General features: G+C 73.4%; 11 protein-coding genes. 9 read left to right on the top strand and 2 right to left on the bottom strand.

Translation table 11 applies throughout. The annotated features are described in order from the left end of the window. The coding region (locus ACFY61_RS31890; protein WP_389477984.1) for an adenosylhomocysteinase at positions 1–95 on the top strand (95 nt) is incomplete at its 5' end. 204 nt (positions 96–299) lie between these two features. On the opposite strand, the gene ACFY61_RS31895 is transcribed toward ACFY61_RS31890, so the two are convergent. Next, positions 300–485 carry a DUF5302 domain-containing protein gene (locus tag ACFY61_RS31895; RefSeq protein ID WP_389477962.1) on the bottom strand — a complete coding sequence of 62 codons (186 nt, stop codon included), beginning with the start codon at positions 483–485 and terminating at the stop codon, positions 300–302. A 248-nt stretch (positions 486–733) separates the two neighbouring features. Between ACFY61_RS31895 and ACFY61_RS31900 the strand changes: the two genes are divergently transcribed. Continuing rightward, complete coding sequence (locus ACFY61_RS31900; protein WP_389477964.1) at positions 734–3,061, top strand: AAA family ATPase; 2,328 nt, start codon at positions 734–736, stop codon at positions 3,059–3,061. 22 nt (positions 3,062–3,083) lie between these two features. Here ACFY61_RS31900 and ccrA read toward each other — a convergent pair whose 3' ends face one another. Beyond that, positions 3,084–4,430 (bottom strand): crotonyl-CoA carboxylase/reductase, encoded by a 1,347-nt coding sequence (gene ccrA / locus ACFY61_RS31905; protein ID WP_389477966.1) that lies wholly within the window; start codon positions 4,428–4,430, stop codon positions 3,084–3,086. A gap of 279 nt (positions 4,431–4,709) precedes the next feature. Here ccrA and ACFY61_RS31910 point away from each other — a divergent pair, with 279 nt between their 5' ends. The 7 genes from ACFY61_RS31910 to ACFY61_RS31940 form a co-directional block, all read left to right on the top strand. Then, complete coding sequence (locus ACFY61_RS31910) at positions 4,710–5,474, top strand: thioesterase II family protein (protein WP_389477968.1); 765 nt, start codon at positions 4,710–4,712, stop codon at positions 5,472–5,474. Positions 5,475–5,865: 391 nt separating this feature from the next. Further along, a complete protein-coding gene (locus tag ACFY61_RS31915) occupies positions 5,866–8,394 on the top strand; it encodes an FkbM family methyltransferase (protein WP_389477970.1) in 2,529 nt (842 codons plus the stop codon). Positions 8,395–8,412: 18 nt separating this feature from the next. Continuing rightward, positions 8,413–9,264: a 3-hydroxyacyl-CoA dehydrogenase family protein gene (locus ACFY61_RS31920; RefSeq protein WP_389477972.1), complete on the top strand. Its 852-nt coding sequence runs from the start codon at positions 8,413–8,415 to the stop codon at positions 9,262–9,264. A gap of 50 nt (positions 9,265–9,314) precedes the next feature. Next, a complete protein-coding gene (locus ACFY61_RS31925) occupies positions 9,315–9,569 on the top strand; it encodes an acyl carrier protein (RefSeq protein ID WP_389477975.1) in 255 nt (84 codons plus the stop codon). 7 nt (positions 9,570–9,576) lie between these two features. Continuing rightward, complete coding sequence (locus ACFY61_RS31930) at positions 9,577–10,770, top strand: acyl-CoA dehydrogenase family protein (protein WP_389477977.1); 1,194 nt, start codon at positions 9,577–9,579, stop codon at positions 10,768–10,770. Beyond that, on the top strand, positions 10,767–11,825 hold the full coding sequence (locus tag ACFY61_RS31935) for an HAD-IIIC family phosphatase (RefSeq protein ID WP_389477979.1): 1,059 nt from the start codon (positions 10,767–10,769) through the stop codon (positions 11,823–11,825). Before ACFY61_RS31930 ends, ACFY61_RS31935 begins: the two co-directional genes overlap by 4 nt. 53 nt (positions 11,826–11,878) lie before the next feature. Next, on the top strand, positions 11,879–13,803 hold a 1,925-nt coding region (locus ACFY61_RS31940; protein WP_389477982.1), incomplete at its 3' end, for a type I polyketide synthase.

Genomic DNA, 13,803 nt, shown 5'->3' on the forward strand with positions numbered 1-13,803 from the left:
TCGGCGTCAAGCTCACCACGCTCCGCCCCGAGCAGGCCGAGTACATCGGCGTCGAGGTCGACGGCCCCTACAAGCCGGACCACTACCGCTACTGACACCCCGGCGGGCGGCGGGGCGGGCGACCACAATGGCGTGATCACACCGCCCCCCGCCGAAATTCCCCAGCAGAATACGAGCAGAATTCCAGCTCGATACGAGTGGGATTCGAGCGACCCTCCGGCCCGGCCGCGGGGTCAACGCAGAAAGCCGTCACGGCCATTCCTCCCGGAACGGCCGTGACGGCTTTCGGATGCCCGGCGTCAGCCGGTCTTGCGGCGGAAATACCGCTTCTGACCTGCTGTCCCGCTCATGGCCTTCACCCGGAGGCGGCCCTCTTCGTGGGCCAGCCGGGAGCGCGAGGAATTCGCCTTGCGCTCCAGCGCCTCCCGGAACTTGTCCTTGGCGTCCACCGCCGCAGCATCACCGTCGAACGACTTGTCAGTCATGCGCACCTCCCAATCAATCGACAGCAAATGAAGCGTGCCACAGGAATCCTCGAAATGCGACCGTCCCGGATTTGCCGGTGAATAGAATTCGCCATTCGCCCGGCACCGGCGCGCCTCCAGCGGGACACAGGCGGCGGCCGAGCGCGGCTTGCGAGGCCCCGGGGACACTCCCAGGAACGGAACGGAACGGAGCCGAACCGAACCGAACGGACGGCGGGCGTCCGGGTGGCCGACGACTGGGGGAGCAGGTGCAGCTGGCGCGGCAGGAGGCAGGGCTGGGCCTGCTGGAGGAGCTCCTCCAAGCGGCCCGGCGGGGAACCGGCCGCGCCGCGCTGGTCACCGGAAGCCCCGGCACCGGCCGCAGCACCCTGCTGCGCGCCTTCGCCCGGCGCGCCGCCGGGCACGGGTCGCTGGTGCTGACCGCGTCCGCCTCGCGGGCCGAGACGGACCTGCCGCTGGGCGTGGTGGGGCAGTTGCTCAGCTGTGCAGGTCTCCCGGCGGCGACCGTACCGCGGACCGAGGACGGCCGGCCGGACGTACTGCTGGACGCGCTGCGCGATCACGCGGCGGCCGCGCCGGTGGTGGTGCTGGTGGACGACGTGCAGTACGCGGACGAACCGTCGGTGCGCTGTCTGCTGTACCTGTGCGGGCGGCTGGCCGGCGTCCCCGTGCTGCTGGTGCTGAGCGGTCCGGCGCGCCAGGCCCCGGGGACGACGCCCTCGCCGGCCCTGGCCGAGCTGCTGCGGCACCCGCGCTGCGCCGCCCTCCCCCTGGCCCCGTGGGACGAGGAGACGGTCGGGGCGTTCCTGGTCGACCCGTCGGCCGGCGGGATGGACCCGGCGCCGGCCGCCCGGCTCGCCCCGGGCTGGTGGCACTTCACCGGGGGCAACCCGCGGCTGCTGCGCGGGCTGCTGGAGGACCACCGGGCCTGCGAGCCGGTGCGCCCGTCCCGGCCGGTGGCGGGGACGGCGTTCCGGCGGGCCGTCACGGCGTGCCTGCACGGCGCCGGCGAGGCGGCGACGTCGGTGGCGCGGGCCCTGGCCGTGCTCGGTGACGATACGACGCTCACCCTGCTGGCCCGGCTGCTGGAGGTGCCAGAACGGGCCGTCGCGGCCTGCCTGGACGCGCTCGACTCGACGGGCCTCCTGGTCGGCGGGCGCCTGCGGCACGAGGGCGTGCGGGCGGCCGTACTGGAGGAGCTGACCGCCGCCGACGCGGCCGGACTGCACGCGGCGGCGGCACGGGTGTTGTACGAGAACGGGGCCGAGCCGGCCGCGGTGGCCCGGCAGCTGGTGGACGCGGACACCGCCGGCGGGCTCGGGGCCGGGGACTCCGCGTGGGCGGTGCCGCTGCTCGCCGAGGCGGCCCGGCAGGCGCTGGGCGGCGGGTCCGCCCGGCGGGCCGCGGACTTCCTGCGCACCGCGCACCGGGCCGCGGGCCCGGAGGCGCCGGGGCCCGGCCTGCCGGCGCTGCTGGCCGGAGCCGAGTGGGAGGCCGATCCGGCGGCCGTGCTGCGGCACCTGCCCGCTCTCGAACGGGCGCTGGACGGGGCGCCGCCGGACCCGGATCCGGAGCTGGCGGGCTGCCTGGGGCTGCTGCTGTGGCACGGGCGGCCGGGGGCGGCGGCCCGTGCCGTGGCCGCCGGACCGGCCGCCGGACCGGGGGAACCCGCGGGGGCGCCTCGCGGTGGCGGACCGGCGGCGGCGCTGGTGTACGCCTATCCGGAAGCGGCGGGGCCGGTCCCGGGGCGCCCCGCGGAACCGGACGACGACGCGGCCGAACGGGTCTGGGAGTCGCTGGTGTTCGGGCACGCACCGGCGGTGCCGGTCGCCGCCGTGCTGTCGGCCCTGCTGCGCGCCGGGGAGACGCCCCGGGCGGCCCGGTGGCGGGAGTTGCTCGACGGCGTGGGCCGGGCCCCGGTGACCCCGGCGCGGCGGGCGGTGGCGGCCGCCGCCGCGGCGGTGGTGCACGCCCGGACCGGGTCGTACGAGCGGGCGGCCGGGGAGGCGGATCGGGCGCTGGGTCTGCTGTCCCCGGCGGCCTGGGGGGTCGCCCTGGGCGTGCCGCTGTCCGCGGCGGTGCTCGCCGCGACCCGGCTGGGCGCCCACGGGAAGGCGGAGGAGCTGCTGCGGGTGCCGGTGCCGCCGGCGATGTTCCGTACCCGGGCCGGGCTGCACTACCTGCTGGCCCGGGGCCACCACCACCTGGCGGTGGGCCGGCCGGGGGCCGCCCTGGGTGACTTCCACGCCTGCCGCGACCTGCTGGCCGGTTGGGGGCTGGAGGCCGGCGGGGCGTTCGACTGGGCGGGCGGCGCCGCCGAGGCGGCGCGGGCGGCGCACGGCGGCGGATCCGGGCACCGGCACGGGTGCGGGGACCCGGTGGCCGCGCTGTCGCGGGCCGAGCGCCGGGTGGCGGCGCTGGCCGCGGGCGGGTGCACCAACCGGGCCATCGCGGCACGGCTGTTCCTCACCACCAGCACGGTGGAGCAGCACCTGACCCGGGTGTACCGGAAGCTGGGGATGAAGTCCCGGGTGGAGCTGGCGGCCCTGGCCGGCCTGACCGCTCCTCCCGGCTGATCGTCAGGGGGCCCGGCCGTCGTCAGCTGGGGGTCTTCTCCCGGAAGCGGTTGATCGCGTCGAGGTGCTCGGCGCGCATCTCGGCGTCGCGGACGCCCAGGCCCTCCTCGGGGGCGAGGCAGAGCACGCCGACCTTGCCCTGGTGGGCGTTGCGGTGGACGTCGTGGGCGGCCTGGCCGGTCTCCTCCAGGGAGTAGACCTTCGACAGGGTGGGGTGGATCTTGCCCTTGGCGATGAGGCGGTTGGCCTCCCAGGCTTCGCGGTAGTTCGCGAAGTGCGAGCCGATGATCCGCTTGAGCGACATCCACAGGTAGCGGTTGTCGTACTCGTGCATGTAGCCGGAGGTGGAGGCGCAGGTGGTGATGGTGCCGCCCTTGCGGGTGACGTACACGGAGGCGCCGAAGGTCTCGCGGCCGGGGTGCTCGAAGACGATGTCGATGTCCTCGCCGCCGGTCAGCTCGCGGATCTTCGACCCGAACCGCTTCCACTCGCGGGGGTCCTGGGTCCGCTCGTCCTTCCAGAACTTGTAGCCCTCGGCGTTGCGGTCGATGACCGCCTCCGCGCCCATCCTGCGGCAGATCTCCGCCTTCTCCGGGGAGGAGACCACGCAGATCGGGTTGGCGCCGCCGGCCAGGGCGAACTGGGTGGCGTACGAGCCGAGGCCGCCGCCGGCGCCCCAGATGAGGACGTTGTCGCCCTGCTTCATGCCGGCGCCGTTGCGGGAGACCAGCTGGCGGTAGGCGGTCGAGTTGACCAGGCCGGGGCTGGCGGCCTCCTCCCAGGTCAGGTGTTCCGCCTTGGGCATCAGCTGGTTCGACTTGACCAGGGCGAGCTGTGCCAGGCCGCCGAAGTTGGTCTCGAAGCCCCAGATCCGCTGCTCGGGGTCGAGCATGGTGTCGTTGTGGCCGTCGGAGGACTCCAGTTCCACCGACAGGCAGTGGGCGACGACCCGGTCACCGGGCTTCCACCGGTTCACGCCGGGCCCGGTGCGCAGGACGACTCCCGCCAGGTCGGAGCCGATGACGTGGTACGGCTGGTCGTGGCGGGCGGCGGCCGGCGAGAGCCGTGCGTACCGCTCCAGGAACCCGAAGGTGGGCAGTGGCTCGAAGATCGAGCTCCATACGGTGTTGTAGTTGACCGAGGAGGCCATCACCGCGATCAGGGCCTCGCCGGCCGAGGGCAGCGGGACCGGGACGTCATGGAGGTGGAGGGACTTGCGGGGGTCCTTGTCCGCGGAGGCCATGCCCTCGAACATGCCGGTGTCCTCCTTGCGGAGGACGGCTCCCCGGTAGCTCTCCGGAAGCCGGACGCCGGCGAAGTCCTGCGCCGTCGAGTCCTCGGAGAGAAGGGCGCCGATGATCTCGTCCACGTGTGTCCCCTGTTTCTCTTGAGTGCCGAGGAGATGGAGTGCGGGCCACCCCACACCAGGGTGGGCGGCGCGCGGGCGGAGGGGCACCCCTGTCCGGCCCCTGGAGGCCGGCGGCCGCGGACCGGGGCCGCGACAGGGGTGTACCGGGGGGTTCCAGGGGTGGCCCAGGGGTGGTCCAGGGGGCTGACGGGTGCGGGTGAGGGGCCGGTCAGGGGAGGCCGGGAGGGCGCCGGGCGCTCAGGCTGGTCGTAGTCCCGCACGGACCGGCGAGGAGCACTCATGGCGGACATCACCGGCGACGGCCTCTGGTTCAGGAGGTACCGTCCCACCCCGGACGCTCCGGTGCGCCTGGTGTGCCTTCCGCACGCGGGCGGGGCCGCGAGCTTCTTCGCCCCGCTGGCGCGGGCGTGTTCGCCGCGGCTGGAGGTGCTGGCGGTGCAGTACCCGGGGCGCCAGGACAGGCGCGCCGAGCCGCCCGTGACGGACCTGCGGCAGCTCGCCGACCGGGTCTGCGAGGTGCTGGACGCGTCGGACGACGGGCGGCCGTACGCCCTGTTCGGGCACAGCATGGGCGCGGTCCTCGGATACGAGGTGACGCGCCGCATGGAGGCGCGGGGGTGCGGGCCCGTCGAACTGTTCGCCTCGGGCAGCCGGGCGCCCTCCCTGGCGCCGCGGCGTGAGCGGCTTCCCGTCACCGACGAGGAACTGGTGGACGGGCTGCGGGAGTTGGACGGCACCACGGCGGCGCTGCTCGACGACCCGGAGGTGCTGCGGATGATCCTGCCCGCGCTGCGCGCCGACTACGCGGCGGCGCTGGGCTACCGGCACCGTGGCCGGCCCGGGGTGGCCTGCCCCGTCACCGCGCTGACCGGGGACGGCGACCCGTACGTCGCGGTGCCGGAGGCGCGGGCGTGGGAGGGCCTGACTCCGGGCGGGTTCCGGCTGCGGGTGCTGCCCGGCGGGCACTTCTTCCTCGTGGACCGGCAGGACGAGGTCCTGCGCACGGTCGAGGAGCGGCTGGTGGGGGTGCCCGCCGTCTCCTGACCACGGCCGCCGTGTCTTGCCGGGCGGTTCCCCGGCGGGTCGTTCCGGTGCCGGCGGACGCGCGGTGGTGGTCGAGAGGGGACGGCGGTCCGCTCGAGGACGACCGCAGCGGCGCTCGCGCGCCCTTCGTGCCCGGCTCGGCGACTCCGGTCGCGGACCGGGCCCTTCCGGCGCGGACGGTGCCCCCCGCGGGCCGTGTGCCGCCCTGCGGACCGGCCCTGAGCTGGGTTTTCTGCACGTCCGGCGGCCAGGGTGCCGGCGCTGCCGCGGCGGGCCCGGACCATCACGAATCGAGCCGTCTTCCAAGGCCGGCCTGCTAACCATTTCTCCATCCGTCTCCGGCAACTTCCCCGACCTGAACGCGGCCCGACAGCGACCGTCAAGGAGAGGCATGAATCCCCATCCGACGCCCTTGTCCGTGCGTGACGACCACGCGGTGACCTCGTGGCACCTGGCGCTCCTCGGCGGAGCCGGCACGGCGGACCTCGACGGCGGGTTCGCCGAGCTCCGGTCGCGTGCCGCGTGCCCGGCCACCTCGTACGCGGGTCCCGTCGCGGTGCACGAGCTCGGCCCGGGGGGTGGCCCGTACCGCGGTGCCCTGCTGCTCTCCGTGGAGGACCCGGCGGGGTCCACCGAGATACGCCCGCAGGGTGCGGCGACGGCCGCGGACTCCGGGCCGGAGGCGGGCCGTCCGGTCGCGTTCATGTTCCCGGGCCTCGGCGACCACTACGTGGGGATGGGCCGAGGCCTGTACCGGGAGTTCCCGGTGTTCCGCGAGCACCTGGACCGGTGTGCCGGGCTGCTGGCCGGCGAGCTGGGCTTCGACGTCCGTGACGCCGTGTTCGCCGGCGAGGAGGACGGGCGGGAGCAGGCCGCTCCGGCGGAGGGGCTGGACCTGCGGCAGATGCTGGGCCGGGGCGGCCCGCAGTCGGAGGCCGAGCAGCGGCTGAACCGTACCGGGGTCGCGCAGCCGGCCCTCTTCGCCGTCGAGTACGCGCTGGCGAAGCTGTGGGAGTCGTGGGGCGTCCGGCCGTCGGTGATGATCGGCTACAGCCTGGGCGAGTACGTGGCGGCGACCGTCGCCGGGGTGCTGACCCTGGAGGGCGCCGTCAAGCTGGTGGCGCAGCGGGCCCGTCTGATCGACGCCTCGCCCGAGGGCGCGATGCTGGCCGTCATGCTTCCGGAGGCGGAGGTCGTGGCGCTGCTCGGCGGGCGGCTGTCGCTGTCGGCGGTGAACGGGTCGGAGTTCTGCGTCGTCGCCGGGCCCGCGGAGGCCGTGGACGAGCTGCACACCCGCCTGATGGCGGACGGTGTGGCGGCGCGCCGGGTGAAGTCCACGCACGCCTTCCACTCGGCGATGATGGAGCCGCTGGCCGCGCAGGTCACCGCGCTCGCCGCCACCCTGGAGCTGAAGCCGCCGGCGATCCCGTACGTCTCGAACGTGACGGGCCGTCCGATCACGGACGAGGAGGCCACCGACCCGGCGTACTGGGCGCGGCACCTGTGCAGCCCGGTCCGGTTCGCCGACGGGGTGGCCGCGATCGGCGCGGAGCCGCTGCTGCTGGAGACCGGCCCGGGTCAGACCCTCAGCAGCCTGGCCGCCGAGTCCCGCGGTGGTGACATCGGCGGGATCGTCGCGTCCATGCGGCACCCGCTGGAGTCCCGGGCCGACACGGCGGTGCTGCTGAAGGCGCTCGGCCGGCTGTGGACCGGGCGGGCGGAGGCCGACTGGGGGGCGTTCGGCGACAGCAGCGTCCTCACCGTGTCCCAGGACCCGCACGGCACGGCGGGGAACGCGGCCGGCGAGGGGGCGGGCGCGGTCCGGGACGACGACGGGCTGACGGACACCCAGTGGCGGCTGCGGACCATCTGGGCGCGGCTGCTGAAGAACGAGGCGCTGCCGCTGGACGTGGGTTTCTTCGAGCTGGGCGGCAACTCGCTGCTCGCGACCCGGCTGATCCTGCGGGTGGAGCGCGAGTTCGGTGTCGAGCTGACGCTGCGCCGGATCTACGAGGCGCCGACGCTGCTGGCGATGGCCGCGGCCGTCGACGCGCTGCTCGGCGGCGGCGGGGACGCGGTGCCCGCCTCGGCGCAGGGCTGGTCGGCGGCGGCGGCCGGGGTGCGGCCGGCGTACCGGCTGCCGAACGGGCTGATGGTCCACCACCTCAACGAGGCGGAGACCAAGCACTTCTACGAGGACATCTTCGAGCACCGCACGTACGCGAAGAACGGCATCACCATCGAGCCGGGTGCGACGGTCTTCGACGTCGGCGGCAACATCGGGCTCTTCACGCTGTTCGCGCACTACGAGGCGGCGGACGTGCGGGTGTTCACGTTCGAGCCGGCTCCGCCGATGTTCGAGCTGATCAGCCGGAACGTCGCCGAGCACGGGGTGAACGCCAAGCTGTTCAACATCGGCGCCTCGGACGGCGAGACGCGGGCCGAGTTCACCTTCTACCCGCGCAGCACCGGGATGTCCTCCTTCCACCCGGACGAGGAGGAGGAGAAGCGGAACCTGCGCACGATCATCGCGAACCAGCGGGTCCACGGTGGGGCCGAGGAGGGCATCGAGTCCCTCGACGCGTACGCCGAGGAGCTGATGGACGTCCGGTTCGAAGCCGTCCCGTTCGAGGCGGTGCTGCGTCCGCTGAGCGCCGTCATCCGCGAGGAGGGCGTCGAGCGGATCGATCTGATCAAGATCGACGTGCAGAAGAGCGAGCAGCAGGTGCTGGACGGTATCGCCGACGAGGACTGGCCGAAGATCCGCCAGATGGTGCTGGAGGTCCACGACGGCGACGGCCGGGTCGCGTACCTGACCCGGATGCTCACCGCCCGCGGCTTCCGCGTGCACGCCGAGCAGGACGAGATCTACGTCGGCACGGACATCCACAACATCTACGCCCTTCGCGGCGACCAGTAGACGGGGCCGGACTGAACCATGGAATTCAACACCGTAGGGGTGATCGGCGCCGGTGTGATGGGCGTCGGCGTGGCACAGAACCTGGCGCAGACCGGGCACCGGGTCGTCCTGGTGGACGTCTCCGAGGAGGTCCTGGACAACGCGCGGAAGGAGCTGCGCACCAGCCTCCGCACCTGGGCGATGTTCAACCCGGGCAAGTCCGCCGACCTCTCGGCCGTCCTGGAGAAGATCGAGTTCACCACGGACTACGAGCGGCTCGCCGACGCCGACTTCGTGGTGGAGAACGTCACCGAGGACTGGGGCGTCAAGCAGCAGGTCTACGAGCGCATCGACGGGATCTGCCGTCCCGGGGTGGTGTTCGCGGTGAACACCTCCGCCATCTCCATCACCCGGGTCGGTTCGGCCACCACCCGGCCGGAGCGGGTCGTGGGCATGCACTTCATGAACCCGGTGCCGATGAAGCCGCTCGTCGAGGTGATCCGCGGCTACCACACCACGCAGGACACCCTGGACACCGCGGCCCGTTTCCTCGCCGGGCTGGGCAAGGAGTGCATCGTCGTCGAGGACGTGCCGGGCTTCGTCTCCAACCGGGTGCTGATGCTGACCGTCAACGAGGCCGTGTTCCTCGTGCAGGACGGCGTGGCCTCGGCCTCCGAGGTCGACCGCATCTTCAAGGGCTGCTTCGACCACCGCATGGGGCCGCTGGAGACGGCGGACCTGATCGGTCTCGACACGATCCTGAAGTCGGTCGAGGTGCTCTACGAGAGCTTCAACGACGACAAGTACCGGCCGGCCCCGCTGCTCAAGAAGATGGTCGCCGCCGGGCTCCTGGGCCGGAAGAGCGGCCAGGGCTTCCACAGCTACGCCTGACCCCGACGACCGGCCCGGCGACCCCCGGCCCCGAGACGACAGGAACCGACATGAGCACGGACATCAAGCCCAGGATCGCGCAGTACCTGGCCCGCTTCTTCCCGGTGCACGACCTCAAGGACGACGACGACATCTTCCAGCTGGGCTTCGTCAGCTCGATGTTCGCGATGCAGCTGGTCGCGTTCGTCGAGCACGAGTTCGGCATCACGGTGGAGAACGAGGACCTGGAGCTCGACCACTTCCGGTCCGTGAGCGCCCTGGAGGCGTTCATCACCCGCAAGCTGTCCGCCCCCGTGCCGCAGTGAGGCCGCCGTGTCCCTGACGACATCCATGCCGCCCGCCCGCGGGCACGCCGAGGCCCGGGCGGAGTTCCGGGAGTTCGCCGACCGGGTGGTCGCACCCGTCGCCGACGGGATCCACCGCGCCCAGCACACCCCGCCGGAGCTCGTCCGGGCCCTGGCGGAGCGCGGGTACCTGGGCCTGGCCGTCCCGCGGGAGTACGGCGGTGGCGGCGGGGACGCGGTGACCCTCGGGCTGCTCGCGGGCGAGCTCGGGCGGGTCTGCTCCTCGCTGCGCAGCCTGCTGACGGTCCACACGATGGTGGCGCACGCGATCGGCCGGTGGGGCAGCCGGGCCCAGAAGGAGGCCTGGCTGCCGCGGCTGGCCGCCGGCGAGCGCATCGCGGCGCTGGCCGTGTCGGAGCCCGGTGCCGGCAGCGACGCCTCGGGGGTCACCAGCACGCTCACCGCCGCGGACGGCGGCGGCTGGCGGCTGGACGGCCACAAGAAATGGATCACGTACGGGCACGTGGCCGACGTGTTCCTGACCGTCGGCCGGTCGGAGGAGGGGCCGACGGCGGTCCTCCTCGAACGCGGCACGCCGGGCCTGGAGACCTCGCTGATCACCGACCTGATCGGCATCCGGGCCTCGATGACCGCGGACGTACGGTTCACGGACAGCCCGGTGCCCGCGGAGAACGTACTGGCCCGCCCGGGCCTGGGCGTCTCGCACGTGGTCGGCGCGGCCCTGGACCTCGGCCGCTACACGGTCGGCTGGGGCTGCGTCGGCATCCTCGACGCCTGCCTGGAGGCGTCCGTGGAGTACGCGGGCCGGCGCGAGCAGTTCGGCTCGCTCATCAAGGAGCACCAGCTGGTCCGCCGCATGATCAGCGACATGTACACCGACGCGCGGGCGGCCCGGCTGCTGTGCACGGACGCGGGCCGGCTGCGCGACGAACGCGACCCCGGCTCCCTCGCGGCCACCTCGCTGGCCAAGTACTTCGCTTCCAGGGCCGCCGTACGGGCCGCCACGGACGCCGTGCAGATCCACGGCGCCAACGGCTGCGGCTCCGACTATCCGGTGCAGCGCTACCTGGGGGACGCCAAGATCATGGAGATCATCGAGGGCAGCTCCCAGCTCCACCAGGTCGGTCTCGCCGAGTACGCGTTCCAGGATTCCGCTCTCGGCCGGACCCGGTCGAACACGACACAGGGGGAGACCCGATGACGGCGACGACCGAGACGACGGCGGCGACGACGGTGACCGTGAAGTGCGTGGTCTGGGACCTCGACAACACCGTGTGGGACGGCGTGCTGCTGGAGGACGGCGACGTCACCCTCCGGCCGGGCGTCGTGGACGTCCTGCGCACCCTCGACGAGCGCGGCATCCTGCACTCCATAGCCAGCCGCAACGACCACGACACGGCGATGGCGAAGCTGGAGGAGCTCGGGATCGCCGACTACTTCCTCTACCCGCAGATCAGCTTCGGGCAGAAGTCGGACGCGGTGAAGGCCGTCGCCGCGGCGATCAACATCGGTGTCGACACCCTCGCCTTCGTCGACGACCAGCCCTTCGAGCGGGACGAGGTGCGCTTCGCCCACCCCGAGGTCCTCTGCATCGACGCGACCGACACCGACGGCATCCCGGACCTGCCGCAGATGCGGCCGCGCTTCGTCACGGCCGACTCGCGCGAGCGCCGCCACCTGTACCGGGCCGACGCCCGGCGCAAGGTGGCCGAGGAGTCGCACACGGGGGCCCCGGAGGAGTTCCTGGCCTCGCTGGGCATGCGGTTCACCATCGCGCCGGCCCGGGAGGACGACCTCAAGCGGGCCGAGGAGCTGACCGTACGCACCAACCAGCTCAACGCCACCGGCTACACCTACTCCTACGAGGAGCTGGACGCGTTCCGCTCCTCCCCCGACCACGAGCTGCTGGTGGCCTCCCTCGACGACCGGTACGGCAGCTACGGGAAGATCGGGCTGGCGCTGGTCGAGCGCGGCGTCGGCGTGTGGACGCTGAAGCTGCTGCTGATGTCCTGCCGCGTCATGTCGCGCGGCGTCGGATCGGTGCTGCTCAACCACCTCATCCGGAGCGCCCACGACGCCGGCGTCGCGCTGCGCGCGGAGTTCGTCTCCACCGACCGCAACCGGACCATGCTCGTCACCTACAAGTTCTCCGGGTTCCGCGAGGTGGCGAAGGACGGGGAGGTCTCCGTGCTGGAGAACGACTTCTCCCGCCTGCAGGACTTCCCCCCGTACATGGAAGTCGTCGTCGAAGACTGACCGGCCGGCCCCTGGCCCCTGGCCCCTGCCGGACGCCTCACATGGAGACCACGATGAACGCCAACGCCCGTCCCAGCGCCCCCGCCGACGCCACCACGAACGAGGAGCGGCTGCGGCGTGCCATGGCGGCCGTGCTCCAGCTCCAGAAGCGCAACGCGGAGCTGGAGGGGAAGCGTTCCGAGCCCGTCGCGATCGTCTCCATGGCCTGCCGGCTTCCCGGCGGCATCGGGACCCCGGAGGAGTTCTGGCGCGTCCTGGCGGACGGCACGGACACCATCGGCCCGCTGCCGGACCGCTGGGACGCGCGCGACCTGTACGACCCGGACCCCACCGCGGCGGGCAAGAGCTACTCCCGTGAGGGCGGTTTCCTCGACCGGATCGACGGGTTCGACGCGGCCTTCTTCGGCATCTCGCCGCGCGAGGCGCTGTCGATGGACCCGCAGCAGCGGCTGGTGCTGGAGGCGTCCTGGGAGGTGCTGGAGCGGGCCGGGATCCGGCCCGAGTCGCTGGGCGGCAGCCGTACCGGCGTCTACCTGGGCGCGATGCGCTCCGACTACGAGACCGCGCAGGCCGACTACGAGATCCTCGACGGCTACCAGGGCACCGGCATCGCGGGCAGCGTCCTGTCCGGCCGGGTCTCGTACGTCCTCGGGCTGCAGGGCCCGGCGATGACCGTCGACACCGCCTGCTCGTCCTCGCTGGTGGCCCTCCACACGGCCGTCACGGCGCTCCGCAACGACGAGTGCGACCTGGCCCTGGCCGGCGGCGTGACCGTCATGACCACGCCGGGCCTGTTCGTGGAGTCGAGCCGGCTGGGCGCGATGGCGCCGGACGGACGCTGCAAGAGCTTCTCGGCGCGGGCGGACGGCGGAGGCTGGTCCGAGGGCGTCGGCTTGGTGCTGCTGAAGCGGCTGTCGGCGGCCCGGCGGGACGGGGACCGGGTACTGGCGGTGATCCGCGGAACGGCCGTCAACCAGGACGGGCGCAGCCAGGGCCTGACCGCTCCGAACGGGCCCGCGCAGCAGCGCGTCATCCGCGACGCGCTCGCCGCCGCCGGCCTGGAGCCCGCGGACATCGACGCGGTCGAGGCGCACGGCACCGGCACCAGGCTCGGCGACCCGATCGAGGCCGGGGCGCTGACGGAGGTCTTCGGCCGGGGCCGGGACGCCGGACGGCCGCTGCACCTGGGCTCGTCGAAGTCCAACATCGGGCACACCCAGGCCGCGGCCGGTGTCGTCGGCGTCATGAAGATGGTGCTGGCCCTCCAGCACGGCGTCCTGCCGAAGACCCTCCACGCGGAGGAGCCCAGCCCGCACATCGAGTGGGAGGGCAGCGGGCTCGCCCTGCTCCAGGAGGCCCGGGCGTGGGAGCGCGGGGAGCGGGTGCGGCGGGCGGGTGTGTCCTCGTTCGGTCTCAGCGGTACGAACGCCCATGTCGTCATCGAGGAGGCCCCGGAACCGGCCGACGAGCCGCCGGGCACCAGCATCACCACCCCGTCGGCCCTCGCACCGGTGGTCCTGTCCGGGACGACCCGCACGGCCCTGCGCGAGCAGGCCGGGCGGTGGGCGGACTGGCTGACCGAGCACCCGGACGTCCCGCTCGCCGACGTCGCCGTCACCGCCGCCCTGCACCGCACCCACTTCGCCGAACGCGCCGGGATCGTCGCCGAGGACACGCCGGCGCTGGTGGCCGCGCTGCGTGCCCTGGCGGAGGGGCTTCCGCACGCGGACGTCGCCGAGGGGTCGGCGGTGGAGCGGGGCGGTGTGGTGTTCGTCTTCCCCGGCCAGGGCAGCGAGTGGGCCGACATGGGCCGCGAGCTGTTGGAGCAGTCGCCGGCGTTCGCGGAAGCGGTACGCGACTGCGACAGGGCCCTCGCCCCGTATCTGAACGGCCGGTCGATCGAAACCATCCTGCGCACCGCCGACACCACCCACTGGCACCGCCTGGACGTCATCCAGCCCGTCATGTTCACCATGTA

This window comes from Streptomyces sp. NPDC012888 (assembly GCF_042900645.1).
Taxonomy (GTDB): Bacteria; Actinomycetota; Actinomycetes; order Streptomycetales; family Streptomycetaceae; genus Streptomyces.

Bases quoted from the DNA above. Each gene is read 5' to 3' on its own strand.
- ACFY61_RS31925 (WP_389477975.1), top strand. From the start codon at position 9,315: ATGAGCACGGACATCAAGCCCAGGATCGCGCAGTACCTGGCCCGCTTC.
- ACFY61_RS31935 (WP_389477979.1), top strand. From the start codon at position 10,767: ATGACGGCGACGACCGAGACGACGGCGGCGACGACGGTGACCGTGAAG.
- ACFY61_RS31895 (WP_389477962.1), bottom strand. From the start codon at position 485: ATGACTGACAAGTCGTTCGACGGTGATGCTGCGGCGGTGGACGCCAAG.
- ACFY61_RS31910 (WP_389477968.1), top strand. From the start codon at position 4,710: ATGGCGGACATCACCGGCGACGGCCTCTGGTTCAGGAGGTACCGTCCC.
- ACFY61_RS31920 (WP_389477972.1), top strand. From the start codon at position 8,413: ATGGAATTCAACACCGTAGGGGTGATCGGCGCCGGTGTGATGGGCGTC.
- ACFY61_RS31915 (WP_389477970.1), top strand. From the start codon at position 5,866: ATGAATCCCCATCCGACGCCCTTGTCCGTGCGTGACGACCACGCGGTG.